Origin of the sequence: Paraburkholderia sp. J41, assembly GCF_905220235.1 — a bacterium.
GTDB lineage: Bacteria > Pseudomonadota > Gammaproteobacteria > Burkholderiales > Burkholderiaceae > Paraburkholderia.
In genome coordinates this window covers 218,628-237,608 of sequence record NZ_CAJMZE010000004.1, presented here as the reverse complement: position 1 = coordinate 237,608, position 18,981 = coordinate 218,628, and the positions used below count along the sequence as shown (strand labels likewise).

Sequence of the window (18,981 nt, the reverse complement as noted above, 5' to 3'; positions counted from 1 at the left end):
GGAAGACCCGATGAGCCTCACACCGCACGCCCCGGCCGGCCAGCTTTGCATCTGGACCGACACCGACCCGCAAGCCGAAGCCGACTTCAACGCCTGGTACGACCGCGAGCACATGCAGGAACGCGTGGGCATTCGCGGCTTTCGCCACGCGCGCCGCTTTCTCGCCAACGACGGCGCGGCGCGCCGCTACCTCGCGCTCTACGTCACCGAATCGCTCGACGTATTTCGCAGCGACGCCTACCGCCAGGCGTTCTCCGGGCAAACCGACTGGTCGCTGCGCAACTTCGCACGCATGCGCGACACGCAGCGGCGCGTGGGCGAACTCGCGTTCGAAGCGGGCGAAGGCGAAGGCGCGCACCTCGCGATTTTCGTCGCTTCGCCGCACGCGCTCGCCGCCTCGAACTGGTGCGCCCGCGCCCATGAAGCCGCACGCGAAACCGGCGTGCATGCCGTGCGCGTGTTCCGCACCGAAGGCGCGCTTTCGGCGCCGCTTGCCACGGGCGACGGCGCTGCGCCGCGCGCCGCGCAGGAAGACGCCGTCGTGTTCGTGGAAGCCAGTTCGAACGACGCGGCGCGCGCCGCCGCGCAAGCGCTCGCCCAGGCCGCCGACGTCGAGCCCGGCGCGGTGCGCAGTTTCGACATGCTCTGGCGCCTCGGCGCGTGAAGCGCGCGCAGCCAGCCCCGCCAGCCCCGCCAGCGAATAACGACGCCAGCACCCAGATGGAGAACCCGATGAACTCTCTCGCACAAGAAGCCCCGGCGGCCGGCCGCGCGCGCGCCGGACGCGGCCGGCTCGCCACGGCCAGCATGATCGGCACGTCGCTCGAATGGTATGACTTCACCGTCTACAACACGCTCGCCGCGCTCGTTTTCAATCACCTGTTCTTCCCTTCCGTCGATCCGCTCGCGGGCACGCTGCTCGCGTTCTCGACCTACGCGGTGGGCTACGTGTCGCGCCCGCTCGGCGGTTTCATCTTCGGCAATCTCGGCGACCGCGTGGGCCGCCGCGCCGTGCTCATGCTCACGCTCGTGCTGATGGGCCTGACCACGGCGCTCATGGGCGTGCTGCCCACGTACGCCAGCGCCGGCATCCTGAGCCCGATGCTGCTGGTCGCGCTGCGCTTCGTGCAAGGCATCGCGCTGGGCGGCGAATGGGCGGGCGCGGTGCTGCTCGCCGTCGAACACGGCGACCAGAAAAAGCGCGGCCTCAACGCGTCGTGGGCGCAGGTCGGGCCGTCGTTCGGCACGCTGCTCGGCACGGGGTTCATCGCCGTCATCACGCTCGCCGTTTCTTCCGACGACTTCCTCGCCTGGGGCTGGCGCGTGCCGTTCCTCGCGAGCCTGCTGCTGGTGGGCTTCGGCCTGTGGGTGCGCCGCAGCGTGGGCGAGACGCCCGCGTTCGAAAAGCTCAGCGAAGCGCACGCCACGGCCAAGGTGCCGGTGCTCGAAGTGTTCCAGCAGCACTGGCGGCGCCTGATCGTCGCGGGCGGCGCGCGCATCGGCTCGGACGTGCTCTATGCGCTGCTGGTGGTCTTTACGCTCACTTATGTGACCACGGTGCTCAACCTCTCGCGCTCGCTCGCGCTCACCGCCGTGCTCGCGGGCACCGCCTGCAACGCCGCCACGGTGCCGCTGTTCGGCGCGCTTTCCGACCGCTTCGGGCGCCGCCCCGTGTATCTCGGCGGCGTGGTCGCGGCCATCGTGTGGGCATTCGGCTTCTTCATGCTGATGAACACCTCGCAGCCCGCGCTGATCGTGCTCGCCGTGATCGTCGGCCTCGTGATCCATGCGGTGATGTACGGCCCGCAAGCGTCGTTCGTCACCGAGCAGTTCCCCACCCGCGTGCGCTACGCCGGCTCCTCGCTCGCCTACACGCTCGCAGGCATTCTCGGCGGCGGCTTCGCGCCGCTCATCATCGTCGCGCTGTTCCGCGCCTCGCACGGCACGACGGCCGTGTCGCTCTACGTGACGGGCGCACTGGTCGTCACGGGCATCGCGCTGCTCTGCGCGCGCGAAACCGCGCGACGCCCGCTGCAAGACTGAACCCGCACTTGCGCCCGGCGCGCGGGCCGTTCCCGAACGGCTTCGCGCGCCGGGCTCGCTCCACCTTCCCCGAACTTCCCATCATGACGACGCTTTCCTTCACCGTCCTTCCGGCCGGCGGCGCGGCCACGCCGCTCACACTCGACATCGACACGCTCGTGATTGCCGGCTGGGCCGGGCGCGACGCACACGCCATCCAGCATCACATCGACGAACTCGCGGCGCTCGGCGTCGCGCCGCCGTCGGGCACGCCGCTCTTTTACCGCGTGGGCGCGGAGCAACTGAGCCAGGCCGCAACCGTCGACGTGCTCGGCACGCACACGAGCGGCGAAATCGAATGCGTGCTGCTCGCGAGTCCGCTGGGCACGCTCGTGACGATCGGCTCCGATCACACCGACCGCAAAGCCGAGGCGTACAGCGTGGCCGTTTCGAAGCAGGTGTGCCCGAAGCCGCTCGGCCGCGAAGCGTGGCGCTACGAAGACGTGGCCGCGCACTGGGACACGCTGACGATGCGTGCGACGCTGATCCGCGCGAGCGGCGCGGCGCGCGCGTACCAGAGCGGCGCCGTGGACGGCCTGTTGCCGCCCGCCGACCTCTGGCGCCGCTACACCGAAGACGGCGCGTTGCCGCCCGGCAGCGCGATGTACAGCGGCACGCTGGCCGTGCAGGGCGAAATGGCGGCGATGGAATCGGGCGACGCGTTCGAGCTGGAACTGCACGATCCGGTGCTCGGTCGCAGCCTGCGCGCGCGCTACGCGATTCGCGCGCTGCCCGTGGTGGCCTGACGGCCCGCTTCTTTCTCCAGTATTCACGCCCGGAACCCCATGTCATTCGCTCCTGCCACGCCGCTGTCGCAACTTGCCGCCGACCTCGAAGCGGGCCGCACCACGAGCCGCGCGCTGGTCGAGACCGCGCTCGAACGCATCGCCGCCGAAGGCGGCAACGGCGGTCACGCCTTTATTTCCGTGAATGCCGAACGCGCGCAGCGCGAGGCCGACGCCCAGGACGCGCTGCGCCGCGCGGGCGTGAAGCTTTCGCCGCTCGCGGGCTTGCCCGTTTCCATCAAGGACCTGTTCGATGTCGCGGGCGAACCGACGCGCGCCGGCTCGCGCGTGCTCGACGACGCCGCGCCCGCCGCGCGGGACGCAAGCGCCGTGGCGCGGCTGCGCGGCGCGGGCGCGGTGCCGCTTGGGCGCACCAACATGAGCGAATTTGCGTTCTCAGGGCTCGGCGTGAACCCGTGGTACGGCACGCCGCGCTCGCCGTGGCCCGGCGCGGAAAACGGCGAACAACGCGTGGCGGGCGGCTCGTCGTCGGGCGCGGCGATGTCGGTGGCGTTCGGCATGGCGGCGGCGGGACTCGGCAGCGACACGGGCGGCTCGCTGCGCATTCCCGCGGCGTTCTGCGGCCTCACGGGCTTCAAGCCCACCGCGCGGCGCGTGCCCACGCACGGCGCCTTCCCGCTCTCCACCACGCTCGATTCGGTCGGCGCGATCGCGCCCAGCGTGGCCTGCTGCGCGTTGATCGACCGCGTGCTTTGCGGCGCAAGCCTCGACGAAGCCGCCGTGCAGGCGCGCGCCGCCGCGCCCGCCGGCCTGCGCCTCGCAGTGCTGACCCACTACGTGACCGAAGGCATGGACGCGCACGTGGCCGAAAGCTGGGAAGCCGCGCTCGGCCGCCTGTCGCGCGCGGGCGTGCAACTCACGCCGTTGCGCCTGCCGCTGCTGGACGCGCTGCCGTCGATCAACCGCTTCGGTTTTTCGCCGATCGAAGCGTACGCGACGCACCGCGACCGCCTGCCCGCGCACGCGCAACGCTACGATCCGCGCGTGCTGGCGCGCATCCGTATCGGCGAAACGGCGCTCGCCGCCGACTATATCGACCTGATCGCGGCGCGCGCCGCCGCCATCGCTCAGGCGCGCGCCGCGCTCGACGGTTTCGACGGCTTTCTCATGCCGACCGTCCCCATCGTGCCGCCCGCGATCGCCGCGCTCGAAGCCGATGCGGCGCATTTCGCCGCGACCAATGCGCTCGTGCTGCGCAATCCGTCGACGGTCAATTTTCTCGACGGCTGCGCGGTCTCGCTGCCGTGCATGCCGCGCGGCGCGGCGCCGGTTGGCCTGAGCGTGGGCGCGCTCGGCGGCAGCGACGAGAGCCTGCTGCGCGTGGCGGCGGCCATCGAAACCGTGTTCGAGGGCGCTTGATACGGCCATCGGAAGGCATCGCCTCAAGACGAAGGCCGTAGTGCGCACGATCGGCTAAGATACGGCCCATTTCATCGATCAACGGAGCACTGCTGTGATTCAGCCGATTCAACCGGGCCACGTCTTCAAGGAAAATCTCGCGCAACTGCCGGCCATCGACGGCATCGAGCGCCTCGATCTCGCCGACGGCCACGGCGCGGTGCTGGCAAGCATCGAGAACAAGCCCGGCAAGCAAGGCTCGCTCGCGGTCTATTACTATCTGCGCGAAGCGTTCGGCTCGCTCGACGCGCGCGCGGCGGAGCACGGTCTTGCCGTGTTCGCCGAACATACCGCCGACGCGCGTCATCGTCCGGGCGCGCATCCGAACGTGGATCGCCTGCTGGAAATCGCGGCGGGCGGCCCGGCGTTGAAGATCGAGGTCGTCAAGGCTTGATGAGCGCTTGAACACGGCGCGGCGCCTCGCGCGCCGTGCCGGCAAAAGGCTCGCGCATCGAACCGCGAGCCTTTTTTCGTTCCGGCCACGCGCTCGCGAAGGCGCGCCGCGCCCGCGTCAGCGCTTCGTCATGTGGATGCGTCACAATGCGTCGATCCCCCCTCGCGAGGAGTTACGCATGGCCCTGCCGTATGGTTTCGTCAAGACGAAGATCGTGAGCGCGCCGCAACTCAAGTCCACGCGCCGGCCGCACGAAGTTCAATACCATCTGCACTTCGGCGTGAGCGTGAGCGGCGCGCAGTGGGATATCGCCGTGAACGTGGGCACGACCGACGCCGACGACTTGCTCAAGTACAAGCTCGTCTACGACTTCCGCCATCCCGTCGTCGAGCAGCTCAAGGCCGCGCCCGCGGGCTCGACCACGCTTACCGGCACGCAGGCGCTGCCCGCGCTCGACTTCCAGCGCAGCGACTTTCTCGCGAATACGGGCGCGTGGCGCGACAGCGACGTGATGGACGGCTCGGACGCGGTGCAACCGGTTTCGTCGCTGCAACGCCTTTTGCTGAACGCGCAGCACTCGTCGTTCGACGTGTACGTGTTCGGCCGCTTCTACAGCGAAGGCGACGGCCTGCACGACGTTCACATGAATCAGGGCTCGAAGGGCGAATTCGTTCACCGCCAAGGCAACGACAAGAACGATCACAACGACATCTGGCAAGACGGCGCGCTGCTCGTCGATATCGGTCAGCCGCAGTGGGTGCTGTATGCGGCGGCGTTCGACCAGCAGTATCTGCCCACCGACGATCTGGGCAATCCCACGGCGGATTCGAAGCCGATTTCGTGACCTGGCGCGCGGCGCGTTTCAAGCGCGGACCCGGCAAACCGGGGGTTTCATTTCGAAGCGATGGCGCGAGTCGGCGCTTACCGGAGCGTATTGCGCACCTGCGAGAACCTGCGAGCACGCGTTGCTACGCATCGGCGAACGCCAACTCGCACGTCATTAAACGTGAACGCCCGGCGCGCGCGGCGGGGCCGCTTGGGGAGCGATTTCGGGGGCGATTCCGGGAGCGATTTCGGGCACAGCGCCCGGCACGCGCTGGGGCGCCGCCGCGGGCGTGGCCGCGCGGCCGCGCGCCGGTCCCGGATACACGACGATCACCGGCTGCGGCATCGCCCACGCGGGCACGGCGAGCAAGACCGGCATTGGCGCGGGCATCGCGAGCGAGCCATTGAACGCCGCCTGCTGGAACTGCTGCATCTGGATCTGCATGGCCTGCATCTGCGCGTTCATCGCGCGCATTTGCGCGAGCGCCCAGTCGGGCGGCGGCCCGCCGTTGCTCGACTGCACCACGACGCGGCTCGCGCCGTTCGGGCTATGCCAGCTCCACGTACTGACTTTCACCGGTCCCGCCGAGGTCTGGACCACCCGGGTTTCCCCTTGAGCCGGCACCGTGTGGCCATCCACGTTGACGAACAGCGGCTGGGCCGCCAGTGCGACGGCCGGCGCAATGACCAGCGCGGCCGCCGCGATAGCAGTGCGAAAACGCATTTCATCCTCCGTTGATCGAGTCTTCGCGCGCGATCTGCGCGAAGGCATCCATCAATATGTCGCGCAAGTCTTAAAGGTCGCTTAAAAACGCCCTTTCGCGACGCACGGCGGCGGCCACGTTCGCGCGCCGCGCTGATCGCACATCGACGCGGCGCCGATGACGCACCGACCCGCACCGAACCGCACCGACGGCTTACTTCGCGAACAGTTGCCCGATGTCCTTGAACGCCTTGAATTCCAACGCGTTGCCGCAAGGATCGAGCAGAAACATCGTGGCCTGTTCGCCCACTTGCCCCTTGAAGCGCACATACGGTTCGATCACGAACTGCACGCCGAAGCCGCGCAGGCGTTCGGCCAGCGCTTCCCACTGATCCCAGCCGAGCACGATGCCGAAGTGCGGCACCGGCACGTCGTGGCCATCGACAGGATTCGTGTGCGCATGATCCTGCGACGCCGTTTTCGGATGCTCGTGAATCACGAGTTGATGGCCGTAGAAGTCGAAGTCCACCCATTGCGTGCTCGACCGTCCTTCGGCGAGACCGAAAACGCGACCGTAAAAGTCGCGCGCGGCCGCAAGGTCGTAGACGGGAATTGCCAGATGAAACGGTGAAAGCGCCATTTTCGTGGTCCTGAATCGTGGGGAAGGGTCGAACTATCGCGCCATCTTAGTCGCGGCGAATCAAAAATAAAACCAATATATAATTTTCCGATTCACAAACAAAATTGATCAATGATACGCGAGCTGAGAACGCTGGTGGCCGTGGCGCAAGAAGGCACGTTCGCCGCCGCGGGGCAAAAAATCGGCCTCACGCAGGCGGCCGTGAGCGCGCAAATGCAGCGCCTCGAAACGGAACTCGGTTTCGCGCTGTTCGATCGCGAAGGCCGCGCCGCGCGCCTCAACGCCATGGGCGAACAGATTCTCGCGCAGGCGCAGGAAGTGATCCGGCTGTATGAAAACCTCAGCACGAGCGCCGCCGGACCGGCCGCATCGGGGCGCGTGACGGTGGGCGCGATCGCGTCGGTGCAGCGTTCGCTGCTGCCCGATGCGCTCGCCGCGTTTTACCGGCGCTGTCCCGCGTGCCGCACGCGCGTGATTCCGGGGCTTTCGATGGATCTGCTGAATCTCGTCGATGCCGGCGATATCGACGTGGCCGCGATCATTCGCCCGCCGTTCGCACTCCAAAGCGATTTGCGCTGGACCACGCTCGCGCGCGAGCCGTTCCGGCTGATCGTGCCGCGCGACATCAAGAGCGACGACTGGGCCGCGCTGCTCGCGCGCGAGCCGTTTATCCGCTATGACCGCGCTTCGTTCGGCGGGCGTCAGGTGGACCGCTTTCTGCGCCGCATGCACGGCGCCGTGCGCGATCTCTGCGAACTCGACGAACTGGACGCCATCGTCAAGCTCGTGGCCAACGGCGTGGGCGTCGCGCTCGTGCCGCAAACCTCGGCATGGCGGCGCTGGCCCGCGAAAGTGCGCGCGATCGACCTCGGGCCGCACACGTTTCATCGCGACATCGGCCTCGTGCATCGTGCGCCCGGCACATTGAACGAACCGGCGCGCATGCTCGTGCAAGTGCTCGAAAGCCATGCGCTGCCGGCCGCATGAGCGGGTTCGTCACGCCGCCGGGCGCGTGCGTGCCCGCGCAGAGGCTTCCGGGAGAAGGATCGAGCGCGGCTTGTTGGTCGAAACAAGGTCGAAACAACCAAAATCGGCAAAAAATACATTAAAAATAACTGGACAAAAATCAATACGATTGCGGAATTCACTGGCTTGCCTTGCATCGCCAATATCACGCAACGCTCTTTCCAGAACCGCCCAAGGCGACCCAACCTGCCCCAACCCGTTTATGCCGCGCCCCATCCTAGCCCGCATTCATCCCGAAGCCATCCGTCACAACCTGCATCTCGCGAAGCAGTGCGCGGCGCACTCGCGCGCGTTCGCGGTCATCAAGGCCAACGCGTACGGGCACGGCATCGAACGGATTTATCCCGCGCTGGCAAACGCCGACGGCATCGCGCTGCTCGATCTCGACGAAGCCGTGCGCGTGCGCGAACTCGGCTGGACTCGCCCGCTGCTGCTGCTCGAAGGCATTTTCGAGCCCGCCGACGTCGCGCTCGCCGTCGCGCACCGGCTCACGGTGGCCGTGCATTGCGACGAACAGCTCGACCTGCTCGCGGCGGCGCGCCTCGAACGCAACCAGCGGCCGCTCGACATCCAGCTCAAGATGAACTCCGGCATGAACCGGCTCGGCTTTCGGCCGCATGCTTATCGCGCCGCGTGGGAACGCGCGCGTTCAATCGCGTCGATCGGCGAGATCGGTCTCATGACGCACTTCGCGAACGCCGACGACGGGCATGTCGACTGGCAGCTCGATACGTTCGATGCGGCCGTGCGCGATTTGCCCGGCGAGCATTCGGTATCGAACTCGGCGGGCGTGCTCTGGCATCCGCGCGCGCACCGCGACTGGGTGCGGCCGGGCACGATCCTCTACGGCGCCTCGCCCACGGGCGTGGCGCGCCATATCGAGGGCGTGGGCCTGCGCGCGGCCATGACGCTCACGAGCCGCATCATCGGCGTGCAAACGCTTGCGCCGCACGAAACCATCGGTTATGGACGCACCTTCGCGGTCGAGCAACCGATGCGTATCGGCGTGGTCGCGTGCGGTTACGCCGACGGCTATCCGCGTCATGCAAAAAGCGGCACGCCCATTGCCGTCGACGGCGTGCGCACGCGCGTGGTGGGCCGCGTTTCGATGGACATGCTCACCGTCGATCTCACGCCGTGCCCGCACGCCGGCGTCGGATCGAGCGTCGAACTGTGGGGCGACCAGGTTCGCGTGGACGAAGTGGCCGAGGCCGCCGGCACCATCGGCTACGAGTTGATGTGTGCGCTCGCGCGGCGCGTGCCGGTAGAAGTGGCGCACGTGGCCGCCGAATCCGGCGAGCGCGCCGTTTCGCCCGCGTAACTTCATGGCGCGCGCCTGCCCGGCACGAGCTTTCACAAGCCCTACATTGATCTATCAATAACGCTAACGGTTGCGTCTTGCGGCGCGGCCGTTACGCCTCGATCTCTCCCCGATGGTTGCCCGCGCAACGAGCGCGGCCTCACGCCATCGTGCTCTACTGCCGTGCTCTGCTGCCGCGATCTGCTGCCGTTAATTCGCCTGCGAACGCTTCGCGCATAAAACCTGCGCAAGGTTATGCAACAATGGCTCAAAAGATATCTAGCCTGGTACGCTAGAGCATTCTCGCAAGGTGAGACTATGTCCGATTGGCCCAACCCAGCGCCCGAGGTCGAGGACGGCACCGCGACCGGCGTGGCCCTCGTCGGCCGCGACGCTCGCGGCGAGTTTGTCATCACGGCCTGCAACGACGCCTTTCTGCGCATGACCGGCGGCGCGCGCAACGCGCTCCCGGCAACCTCGGTAACCTCGGCAACTTCGGCAATTCCGGCCTTTCCAATTGCATTCGACGCGCTGGTGCCCGCTGCCGTGCGGCCCGCGTTCGCGGCCAAACTCGCGGCGTGCCTCGCGTCCGGCGCGGCGCAGGAACTCGATCTGGCCCAGGCGTCAACCGATGCACCGGCCGAAGGCGCGCGCCGCGCGCGCGTCTCGCTCACCCCCATCCCGCACGCGCACGGCACCCAGGTGCTCGTCACCGGCCTCGATCCCGCCGCGCCTTACCCCGACGCCGCCAGCGCCGCGCGCTATCACGCGGTGGTCGATTCGGCTTACGACGCCATCGTGACGATCGATCAGCAGCACAACATCACGCTTTTCAATCACGCGGCGGAAAACCTGTTCGGCTATACGGCCGGGGAAGTGCTCGGGCAACCCATCGTCATGCTGTTGCCCGAGCAGTTTCGCGCTAAGCACCCGCACAACGTGCAAACCTTCGCGGACACGGTGCAAACCAGGGTGCGGCGCATGACGCCGCCGCGCATGGACGGCAGCAACAGCGTGTACGGCCTGCATCGCAATGGCTCGATCATTCCCGTTGAAATTGCCATCGCGAAGATCGACGTCAACGGCGCAACGGAGTTCACGGCGGTCGTGCGCGACATCACCGATCGTGCGGAACTCATGCAGGCGCTCAAGAAGCAGGCCGTGACCGATGCGCTCACCGGACTGCCGAATCGCCGCGAATTTCTCGATTTCGTCGACAAGGCGCTCGGCGCGAACACCGTACTGTCCGTGTTCATTCTCGACATCGACTTCTTCAAGAACATCAACGACACGCACGGCCACGATGCGGGCGACGAAGTGCTGCGCATGCTGGGCAACGTCGGCATGTCGATTCCGCATGCGCCCACGTTGTTCGCGCGCTGGGGCGGCGAGGAATTCGTCGCGGCGCTGCCCGGCGCGGATGCGGATACCGCGCGAGCGATCGCGGAAACGCTGCGCGGACGCATCGAAAAGCAGGACGTCGAACACGCATGGCGCGTGAAGCCCATCCCGTTCACGGTGAGCATCGGCGTAGTCACGCGCGACGCCGACGACCGCGACGTGGGCGCGCTGATGAAGCGCGCCGACCGTGCGCTCTACCGCGCGAAGGAATCGGGCCGCAATCGCGTCGAGGTCGGGTAAGAGCACGAGGGCACGCACGGCGACGCGCGCGCTCGCTGCGCCTTGGCGGCTTGTTTAACGGCTTGCTTAAGGGGCTTGCTTAAGGGCTGGTTTAGCGACTTATTTCGTGACGTTCGCGTTCGCGACATGGGCCCGCCGCGCGACGGCGCGCATGGCGACGGCGGCGGCCGCGAAGCCGGCCGCGGCGCCTACCAGCAAGGCCCAGCGCGGCCCCCAATGATCGGCGATCCAGCCGACGATGGGCGCGCCGATGGGCGTGCCGCCCAACGCCACGGCAAGCCGGATCGCAAGTACGCGGCCGCGCATGCCGGGCTCCGTCGAAAGCTGCATGAGGCTGCTGGTTTCGGTCATGAACGTGAGCGACGCAATGCCGATCACGACCAGCGCCGCGCCGAACCACCAGTAGCCCGGCGCAATGGCGGCGAGCGTGCAGCCCACGCCGAACACGGCCGAGGCGATCAACAGCGACATGAAACGCGGGTGGCTGCGCCCCGCGCCGAAGAACGCGCCGCTCATCGTGCCCACGGCCATCAGCGAGGAGAGCAAGCCATAGCGGCCCGCATCGGCATGAAAGACGCGCACGGCCATCGTCGAAATGAAGATGGGGAAGTTCAGCCCGAACGTGCCGAGCAGAAACAGCATGATGACGATGGCCTTGAGGTCGGGGCGCTGCCACACGTAATGAAAACCTGCGGCAAGCCCGCCCTTCGCGGGCGACTTGCGACGCGCCGCGCGCAATTCGTCCACGCGCAAACGCGTAAGCGAACTCAGCACCGCGACAAACGAAAGCCCGTTGAGCACGAACGCCCAGCCCACGCCCACTCCGGCGATCACCACGCCCGCCACCGCCGGGCCGATCATGCGCGCCGCGTTGAACGACGTGGAATTGAGCGCGACGGCGTTAGGCAGGTCCGCATCGCCCACGAGTTCCGAAACGAAGGTCTGGCGCACGGGCGAATCGAACGCCGTGGTGCAGCCGAACAGGAACGCGAACACGTACACGTGCCAAAGCTGCACGACGTGCAGCACCGTGAGCACGCCCAGCACGATGGAGAGCGCGCCGAGCGTGGCCTGCGTGAACATCAGCAGCTTGCGTTGATCCATGTGGTCGGCGGCATAGCCCGACCACGGCAGAAACAGCATTTGCGGCCCGAATTGCAGACTCATGACGATGCCGACGGCCGCCGCGCTGTGATGCGTGAGCCCCGTGAGCACGAGCCAATCCTGCGCCGTGCGCTGCATCCACGTGCCCACGTTGGAGACCAGCGCGCCCGCCGCCCACACGCGATAGTTGTAACTCCTCAGCGATCGAAAAATGCCCGTTGCAGGCGCGCTCATGCGCGTTTCCCGGCAGTGCGGCGGCGTGACGTCGCGGCCATGAATCGGCTCCGAAAATAATCAGGGATACGAAATAATTCGCGAAGCGGGGTGCAAGCGGCGCGACCCGCGCGCCTACTCATCGACCAGCCGTTCGAGCAACGCGAGCGCCTCGGCAAGCCGGCTTTGCTCGGCGGTCGAAAGACACGCCTCGATACGGTGCGAAAGCCAGTCCTGGCGTGCCGCGCGCCCCTCCCTGAGCGACGCGCGCAGGCTCTCGGTAAGCGACCACAGCGTTTGACGGCCGTCGTTGGGATCGGGTGCGCCGATCACATGACCGCCGGCTTCGAGCGGCGCGATGAGCGTGCCCATCGACTGCGGGCGCATGCCCTCGGCGCGCGCGAGGCTGGACACCGTGGCCGGCCCGTCGCGCTCGAGCCGCGAAATCACGGCGATTTGCGAAGGCGTAAAGTCGCCGAGCATTGCGTGCTCGCGAAACCGGCGCCTGAGCTTGCCCACCAGTGCGCGCAGGTCGCCCGCAAGCGCGTGCGCAAGGTCGGGGGCGCGGTCAGGGGCGGGGTCGGCAGGAAGCGAATCGGTGCGCGGTGTCATGTGCGCATTCTAGGAGATGCGAAGGTAAACTGCAAAGATTAACTTCATAGTTTGCTAAACGCTGCTAAACGCTTTTTATATTGCTCAAGTCGATCGACATTGATTCGTTCGTGGATATCGAGGAAGAAATTGGGTCAATATAGCTTCGTCGTCCCTCTTGCTCCGGCCTTCCCATGTCGAGTTATCTCAGCGCTGTCGAAACCGCGGCCCTGCTGGGCGTTTCGCGTCAAACACTCTATTCGTATGTAAGCCGCGGCGTGCTGCGCGCGCTGCCCGGCGAAACGCCGCGCGAAAGTCGCTATCTGAAAAGCGAGGTCGAGCGCGTGGCGCTCACGCGGCGGCGCGGAAGAAAGCCCAAGGACGCGGCCCGAACGGCGCTCGACTGGGGACTGCCGGTGCTCGAATCGTCGATTACGTTGATTCAGGATCAACGTTTGTACTATCGCGGTCAGGATGCGGTTGCGCTCGCGGCAAGGCTGCCGCTCGAGGACGTCGCCGCCCTGCTCTGGCAGATGCCGAAGGAAGTTGCGTTCGGCGCGGTCCATCCACCCGATCCGTTGCGCCAGGCCGCGCTCGACACGCTTGCGCCCGAGCGCTACGAGGAAAGCCTGCTGCGCGGCTTCACGCTCGTGAGCGACGACACCGGCACCGCCGCCTGGCAACGCGCGCCGGAGCGCCTCGCCGAAGGTTGCGGCGCGCTGGTGCGCCAGCTTGCCGCGTGCATGCTCGACGCCAAACCGCATGGCGCGCCCATCCATCTGCAATGCGCCAGGCAATGGAAGCTCGATGCCGAAGGCGCGGACCTGGTGCGCATGGCGCTCGTGCTATGCGCCGATCACGAACTGAACGCCTCCAGCTTCACGGCGCGCTGCGTGGCCTCGACCGGCGCGAGCCTGCGCGCGGCGGTGGTGGCCGGACTCGCGGCGCTGACGGGCAACCGCCACGGCGCCACTACCGCGCGCGTCGAAGCGCTCTGGGACGAACTGGGCGAAACGCGGCCGGCCGCGAAGCTGCGCGAGCGGCTTGCTCGCGGCGAGGACCTGCCGGGCTTCGGCCATCATCTCTATCCCGACGACGACCCGCGCGCGAGCGCGTTGCTGGCGCGCATCCTGCCTCAGCACGAGTCCTGGCAAGCGCTGATCGACGAAGCCGCGACGCTCGCCGGCGCACCGCCTTCCGTCGACTTTGCGCTGGTTGCCGTGCGCCGGCACCTGAATCTGCCGGCGGGCGCCGCGTTCGGCCTGTTCGCGCTCGGGCGCGCCGTCGGCTGGATCGCGCACGCGCTCGAACAGCGCGCCATGAACGACTTGATCCGGCCGCGCGCGGCATATGTCGGGCCTGCGCCCCGGTTGCCCCAGCCGCCGCGAGCCGCTGCGGGCGTTTCGGCCCGGCGTGGCCGCGCGAAGTGAAACATTCACTGCGCGAACGCGGCGGCCGTTAATCGGCGAATCGCCAGTCGAATTGCGAACGCCACGGCGCGCCCCTGCGCGAGTTCGTTGCCGGGGCATCGCGCCCGCCGCGGCAACTTTCGCGACGGATCTCATTCCACGCTGATAGCCCGGTTTTCGTGCCGCGCGCGCGGTCGCGGCGAGCCGCCGAGCGTTGCCGCGCCTCGACCGCCAGCGGCGCGCACGCAACAAAAAAGGCCGATTCCCGTTGCACACGAGAAATCGGCCTGCATGACCGGCGCGGCATCGCGGGAACGCATCGCACGCGGGCTCGCGCGCTCGATGCGCCCGCGCGTCACGCCTCACATCTGCGCAAAGACCACCGGATAGCCCAGATGATCCTCCACGCCCTTCACACCCGCCACGTGATCCGCAGAAACGAGAATCGCCTTGCGTTCCTCCTCGGAGCTTACGGTGCCCCAGAAGTGCACCACGCCGTCCTTCACCACCACGTTTTCCGTCGACATCGCCCAGCGGCGCCCTTGCAGCGCGTCCAGCACGCCATGGCGAATGGCTTCGTCCGACGCGGCGGCTTGCGGGTCGGGCCGCAACGCGTCGGCCAGCGCGCGAATCAGGTTCGAGCGGCTCACGATGCCCACGAGCTTGCCGTTCTCCAGCACGGGCACGCGCTTGATGTGATGACGTTCGAGCACGTCGGCGATTTCGCTCAGATCGGCGGAAGGCGCAACCGACACGACGTTCTCCGTCATGATGTCGGCCACGCGCACGGCATGCTCCTTGAGATATTCGCCCGCGAGCTTGCGCGTGGAATGCAGGAATTCGCCAAGCCAGCTTCGCTGCGGCTTGCCCGTGCCCATTTCCACGCGATGCAGCAGGTCGCCTTCGGTCAGGATGCCGACGACATTGCCGTGGTCGTCGATCACCGGCACGCCGCTGATGTGCTGCTCCGCGAGCAGCGTTGCCGCCTCGAATACCGAGGTGTCGGGCCGCACGCTGACGACGTCCGTGGTCATGATGTCCGATGCTTGCATGAGAACTCTCCGTTAAGTGCCGCCGTTTTCCGTGGCGCCCCGGAAGGCGCGAGTGCCGGCGCGGCGGCGATGGCGCGATGCGCGCGCCGTCACATTTCGATAATCACCTTGAGCGCCTGCGTGCTGGCCGCATGCGAGAACGTTTCGTACGCCTTCAGCACGTCTTCGAACGCGAAGCGGTGCGTGATGAGGCGCCCCGGGTCGATGCGCCCGGCGCACACGGTCTTGAGCAGCATGGGCGTGCTGACCGTATCGACCAGACGCGTGGTGATCGTCACGTTGCGGTCCCAGAGCTTGTCGAGAAAGAGCGAGGCCTGCGCGCCATGCACGCCGACGTTTGCGATCGTGCCGCCCGGCGCGATGATCTGCTGACACAGCTCGAAGGTGGCGGGAACGCCCACCGCTTCGATGGCGCAATCCACGCCCACGCCGCCCGTGAGTTCCATGACCGCTTCCACGGGATCGGCCACGCGCGTGTTCACGCACGCCGTCGCGCCGAAGCGCTTCGCGCATTCGAGCCGGTTGGCGTCGAGGTCGATCATGAGGATCTGCGCGGGCGAATAGAACTGCGCGGTCAACAGCGCCGCGAGCCCGATCGGCCCCGAACCGACGATGGCCACCGTGCTGCCCGGTTCGACCTTGCCGTTGAGCACGCCGCATTCGAAACCGGTCGGCAGGATGTCGGAGAGCATGACGAGCGCCGCTTCGTCATGGCCGTTGGGCAGGCGGTACAGGCTCGTTTGCGCGTGCGGAATGCGAACATATTCGGCCTGCGTGCCGTCGATGCGATTGCCGAGAATCCAGCCGCCCGTCTTGCAGTGCGAGTACATGCCGCGCCGGCAATAGTCGCATTGCCCGCAGCTCGAAATACACGAGATCAGCACGCGGTCGCCGGGCTTCAGCGCACTCACGCCCGCGCCCACTTCATGCACCACGCCCACGCCCTCGTGGCCGAGAATGCGGCCCGCCGTGCAGCTCGGCACGTCGCCCTTGATGATGTGCAGGTCGGTGCCGCAAATCGTGGTTTTCGTGAGCCGGACGATCGCGTCGCCCGCGTCCTGCAATGCGGGCATCGGCCGCGTTTCGACGGCGATGCTGCCGGGACCGTTGTAGACCAGTGCTTTCATGCTTCCTCCATGCATTCCGAAAATGAAGCGTCAGCGTGCGCGCCGATTTCATGATGGACCGAAGGAGGCAATATTTTTTGACGTAGATCAAATGAAAATGGGGCGGGCGTCGTGCGGGCAGTGCGTCACGGTGTCCTGGACGCCGACGACGATTCCGGCGCGCGACCGGCTCCCGTCTTCAGTTCCTTGACGACGTCGACGAACGCGCGCAAGCCGGCAGGCACGAGCCGGTGGCTCGGGTAATAGAGGCAGTGGCCTTCGAATGACGGCACCCAGTCGGAAAGCACGGGCACCAGCAGCCCACGGTCGATCGCGGGCTGCGCCGCGCCCGCCGTCACGTAGGCAATGCCCACTCCCTTCACGGCCGCCTCGGCCATCAAGCGGATATGGTCGAGCGTGAGCGGTCCGCTCACCTCCACGCGCAATGGCTGACCGTGCTGCTCGAATTCCCAGCGATACAGCTTGCCGCCCGGCAGGCGAAAACGGATGCAGCGGTGCCGCGCCAGATCGTCGGGCGTGCGCGGCGTGCCGTGCGCCGCCAGATACGCGGGCGACGCCACGGCCAGAAACGTCACCGCGCCGCCCAGCGGCACCGCGACCATGTCCTGCGGCACCGATTCGGCGAGGCGCACGCCGGCGTCGAAGCCTTCCGCCACCACGTCGATCAGCCGGCCTTCGGTCACGACGTCGACGTGCATCTCGGGATAACGATCGAGAAATACGGGCACGAAGCGATTGACCAGCAAATCGGCGGCGGCTTCCGATGCATTGATCCGCAGCACGCCCGAAGGCCGCTCGCGAAAGCGGTTGACGTCGTGCAGCGCGAGATCGAGTTCGCTCAGCACCGGCGTGAGGCTTTGAAAGAGCCGCGTGCCCGCTTCGGTCGGCGCGACGCTGCGCGTGGTGCGATTGAACAGCCGCACGCCAAGCCGCTCCTCCAGCGCACGCATCATGTGGCTGAGCGTGGAAGGCGACACGCCCAGTTCGTCCGCGGCCGCGCGAAAGCTCGCGTGGCGCACGACTTGAATGAAGGCGGTGAGTTCGGTCAGGCTGGGACGTTGATTCATGGCGTTTTACCACTGGGGCATGCGGATTCTATGCCATAGACCCAGCAATCGTGCGCTTCTATAGTCGTCACTCATGCAACGGCGCAAGCCGTCAACTCGGGAAAAATCCATGAATCAACGCATGATTTGCCTGCTTGCAGCGGCGACGTTCTTCATGGGCGGCGCCTCGGCTTCCGTCGTCGCGGACACTTTCACCCAGATCACGGAGCAACACACCATGACGGCATCGAACAAGGCGGTTGTCGAAACGACGCTCGACGCGTGGATGAGTGGCGACGCCGGCGCGCTGGCCGCACTGCTTTCGGACGATATCGAATGGACCATCGCGGGCCGTTCGCTCGCCGCGGGTACGACACACGGACGCGCCGAGCTGATGACGAAAATCCTCGCCCCGTTCGGCGCGCGCTTCGCGCATTCGGCGGACCCGTTCCGGCCGCGCCGCATCAACGGCGTGTATGCCGACGGCGACACGGTGGTCGCGTGGTTCGACGGCGCGGGCGTCGCCAACGACGGCAAGCCGTACGCCAACAGTTACGTCTGGCTGCTCTCCATGCAGCACGGCAAAGTCGTGCGCGCGACGGCGTTTTTCGACAGCATCGCCTTCGACGATCTGTGGCGCAGGGTTAGGCCGTGAGCGCGGGAAGCCATCGCATCCGGAAGCGCGAAGGCCGCAAAATCCGCCGCGCGGCATAATCATCGGCTTGTTTAGAACGAAACCGGAGAAGTCGATGCTGCTGTCCGAACAAAACGTACTCGTTACCGGCGGCGCGCGCGGCCTTGGCGCGGCGATCACCGAAGCGCTCGCCCGCGAAGGCGCGAACGTCGTCGTCAACTACCGCCGCAGCGAAGCGCAAGCGAAAGCGCTGGCCGAACGGCTCGGGCCGCGCGTCATTGCGGTGCAGGCCGACGTTACCGACGCGGCTTCGGTCGCGCGTCTTTTCGAGCAAGCGCAGGCAAAAAGCGGGCGCCCCGTGCTGGCCGTGGTGAACAACGCGCTGGCCGATTTCCGCTTCGACGGCGACGCGCGGCCCAAATTCGGCGAGATCGAGTGGACGCGCTTTCAGCAGCAGATCGACGGCGCGCTCAAGGGCGCGCTCAACACGATCCAGGCCGCGCTGCCCGCCATGCGCGCGGCGGGCTTCGGGCGCGTCGTCAACGTGGGCACCAATCTGTTCCAGAATCCCGTCGTGCCGTATCACGACTACACGGCGGCCAAAGCGGCGCTGCTCGCGCTCACGCGCACCGCCTCCAACGACCTCGGGCCGGACGGCATCACCGTGAACATGGTCTCGGGCGGCTTGCTGCGCACCACGGACGCGAGCCGCGCCACGCCCGAGGCGGTGTTCGACATGGTGGCGGGTTTCACGCCGCTGCGCCGCGTGACAACGCCCGCCGAATTCGCCGACGCCGTGCTGTTCTTCCTTTCGCCGTGGGCGCGCGCGGTGACGGGCCAGAATCTTGTCGTCGATGGCGGGCTCGTGAAGGGCTGAGCGCCGAAGTTCGCACGCGTTCGCCGGTTTCTCGAACCCGCGGCTAAAAAACCGCCGGCGCCTTGCGTCGGCGGACCACGGCGGACCACGGCGGACCTCGCGCGTCCGCCCGC

At 67.2% G+C, this 18,981-nt stretch carries 20 protein-coding genes; 12 read left to right on the top strand and 8 right to left on the bottom strand.

Annotated elements, in window-relative coordinates; all coding sequences use genetic code 11:
* Nucleotides 1–10: 10 nt before the first annotated feature.
* The 6 genes from U5805_RS06175 (at nucleotide 11) to U5805_RS06150 (ending at nucleotide 5,524) form a co-directional block, all read left to right on the top strand.
* Nucleotides 11–664: a DUF4286 family protein gene (locus tag U5805_RS06175; protein ID WP_322102564.1), complete on the top strand. Its 654-nt coding sequence runs from the start codon at nucleotides 11–13 to the stop codon at nucleotides 662–664.
* Nucleotides 665–732: 68 nt separating this feature from the next.
* Nucleotides 733–2,043 carry an MFS transporter gene (locus tag U5805_RS06170; RefSeq protein WP_415914540.1) on the top strand — a complete coding sequence of 437 codons (1,311 nt, stop codon included), beginning with the start codon at nucleotides 733–735 and terminating at the stop codon, nucleotides 2,041–2,043.
* Between the two features lie 83 nt (nucleotides 2,044–2,126).
* The gene (locus tag U5805_RS06165; protein WP_322102562.1) at nucleotides 2,127–2,828 is read left to right on the top strand and encodes a DUF2848 domain-containing protein; all 702 of its coding nucleotides are present in this window, start codon (nucleotides 2,127–2,129) and stop codon (nucleotides 2,826–2,828) included.
* Between the two features lie 39 nt (nucleotides 2,829–2,867).
* Entirely contained in the window at nucleotides 2,868–4,247 is a 1,380-nt protein-coding gene (locus U5805_RS06160; protein ID WP_322102561.1) for an amidase, read from the top strand.
* Between the two features lie 97 nt (nucleotides 4,248–4,344).
* Nucleotides 4,345–4,680 carry a DUF2322 family protein gene (locus tag U5805_RS06155; protein ID WP_322102633.1) on the top strand — a complete coding sequence of 112 codons (336 nt, stop codon included), beginning with the start codon at nucleotides 4,345–4,347 and terminating at the stop codon, nucleotides 4,678–4,680.
* A 178-nt stretch (nucleotides 4,681–4,858) separates the two neighbouring features.
* Nucleotides 4,859–5,524 carry a DUF2278 family protein gene (locus U5805_RS06150; protein ID WP_322102560.1) on the top strand — a complete coding sequence of 222 codons (666 nt, stop codon included), beginning with the start codon at nucleotides 4,859–4,861 and terminating at the stop codon, nucleotides 5,522–5,524.
* Between the two features lie 156 nt (nucleotides 5,525–5,680).
* Here the strand turns inward: U5805_RS06150 and U5805_RS06145 are convergent, their stop codons facing one another.
* Together U5805_RS06145 and U5805_RS06140 are read right to left on the bottom strand one after the other, a co-directional pair.
* Entirely contained in the window at nucleotides 5,681–6,229 is a 549-nt protein-coding gene (locus U5805_RS06145; protein WP_322102559.1) for a hypothetical protein, read from the bottom strand.
* A gap of 193 nt (nucleotides 6,230–6,422) precedes the next feature.
* Entirely contained in the window at nucleotides 6,423–6,848 is a 426-nt protein-coding gene (locus U5805_RS06140; protein ID WP_322102558.1) for a VOC family protein, read from the bottom strand.
* Between the two features lie 111 nt (nucleotides 6,849–6,959).
* Between U5805_RS06140 and U5805_RS06135 the strand changes: the two genes are divergently transcribed.
* Nucleotides 6,960–7,835, top strand: coding sequence for a LysR substrate-binding domain-containing protein (locus tag U5805_RS06135; RefSeq protein WP_322102557.1), 876 nt, complete (start codon nucleotides 6,960–6,962; stop codon nucleotides 7,833–7,835).
* A 9-nt stretch (nucleotides 7,836–7,844) separates the two neighbouring features.
* Here the strand turns inward: U5805_RS06135 and U5805_RS06130 are convergent, their stop codons facing one another.
* A complete protein-coding gene (locus U5805_RS06130) occupies nucleotides 7,845–8,027 on the bottom strand; it encodes a hypothetical protein (protein ID WP_322102556.1) in 183 nt (60 codons plus the stop codon).
* Nucleotides 8,028–8,076: 49 nt separating this feature from the next.
* On the opposite strand from U5805_RS06130, the gene alr reads away from it, so the two are divergent.
* Nucleotides 8,077–9,195, top strand: coding sequence for an alanine racemase (alr, locus tag U5805_RS06125; RefSeq protein WP_322102555.1), 1,119 nt, complete (start codon nucleotides 8,077–8,079; stop codon nucleotides 9,193–9,195).
* A 297-nt stretch (nucleotides 9,196–9,492) separates the two neighbouring features.
* Nucleotides 9,493–10,815, top strand: a complete 1,323-nt coding sequence (locus U5805_RS06120) for a diguanylate cyclase (protein ID WP_322102554.1) — start codon at nucleotides 9,493–9,495, stop codon at nucleotides 10,813–10,815.
* A 99-nt stretch (nucleotides 10,816–10,914) separates the two neighbouring features.
* Here U5805_RS06120 and U5805_RS06115 read toward each other — a convergent pair whose 3' ends face one another.
* Nucleotides 10,915–12,153, bottom strand: a complete 1,239-nt coding sequence (locus U5805_RS06115; RefSeq protein ID WP_322102553.1) for an MFS transporter — start codon at nucleotides 12,151–12,153, stop codon at nucleotides 10,915–10,917.
* A gap of 114 nt (nucleotides 12,154–12,267) precedes the next feature.
* Nucleotides 12,268–12,744 (bottom strand): MarR family winged helix-turn-helix transcriptional regulator, encoded by a 477-nt coding sequence (locus tag U5805_RS06110; RefSeq protein WP_322102552.1) that lies wholly within the window; start codon nucleotides 12,742–12,744, stop codon nucleotides 12,268–12,270.
* A gap of 173 nt (nucleotides 12,745–12,917) precedes the next feature.
* Here U5805_RS06110 and U5805_RS06105 point away from each other — a divergent pair, with 173 nt between their 5' ends.
* Nucleotides 12,918–14,153 carry a citrate synthase family protein gene (locus tag U5805_RS06105; RefSeq protein WP_322102551.1) on the top strand — a complete coding sequence of 412 codons (1,236 nt, stop codon included), beginning with the start codon at nucleotides 12,918–12,920 and terminating at the stop codon, nucleotides 14,151–14,153.
* A 341-nt stretch (nucleotides 14,154–14,494) separates the two neighbouring features.
* Here U5805_RS06105 and U5805_RS06100 read toward each other — a convergent pair whose 3' ends face one another.
* The 3 genes from U5805_RS06100 to U5805_RS06090 form a co-directional block, all read right to left on the bottom strand.
* The gene (locus U5805_RS06100) at nucleotides 14,495–15,184 is read right to left on the bottom strand and encodes a CBS domain-containing protein (protein WP_322102550.1); all 690 of its coding nucleotides are present in this window, start codon (nucleotides 15,182–15,184) and stop codon (nucleotides 14,495–14,497) included.
* Nucleotides 15,185–15,273: 89 nt separating this feature from the next.
* Nucleotides 15,274–16,311: a zinc-dependent alcohol dehydrogenase family protein gene (locus U5805_RS06095; protein ID WP_322102549.1), complete on the bottom strand. Its 1,038-nt coding sequence runs from the start codon at nucleotides 16,309–16,311 to the stop codon at nucleotides 15,274–15,276.
* Nucleotides 16,312–16,436: 125 nt separating this feature from the next.
* The gene (locus U5805_RS06090) at nucleotides 16,437–17,378 is read right to left on the bottom strand and encodes a LysR family transcriptional regulator (protein ID WP_322102548.1); all 942 of its coding nucleotides are present in this window, start codon (nucleotides 17,376–17,378) and stop codon (nucleotides 16,437–16,439) included.
* A 109-nt stretch (nucleotides 17,379–17,487) separates the two neighbouring features.
* On the opposite strand from U5805_RS06090, the gene U5805_RS06085 reads away from it, so the two are divergent.
* Both U5805_RS06085 and U5805_RS06080 read left to right on the top strand, forming a co-directional pair.
* Nucleotides 17,488–18,012: a nuclear transport factor 2 family protein gene (locus U5805_RS06085; RefSeq protein WP_322102547.1), complete on the top strand. Its 525-nt coding sequence runs from the start codon at nucleotides 17,488–17,490 to the stop codon at nucleotides 18,010–18,012.
* Between the two features lie 94 nt (nucleotides 18,013–18,106).
* The gene (locus U5805_RS06080; RefSeq protein ID WP_322102546.1) at nucleotides 18,107–18,868 is read left to right on the top strand and encodes a 3-oxoacyl-ACP reductase; all 762 of its coding nucleotides are present in this window, start codon (nucleotides 18,107–18,109) and stop codon (nucleotides 18,866–18,868) included.
* The last annotated feature ends 113 nt before the right edge of the window (nucleotides 18,869–18,981 follow it).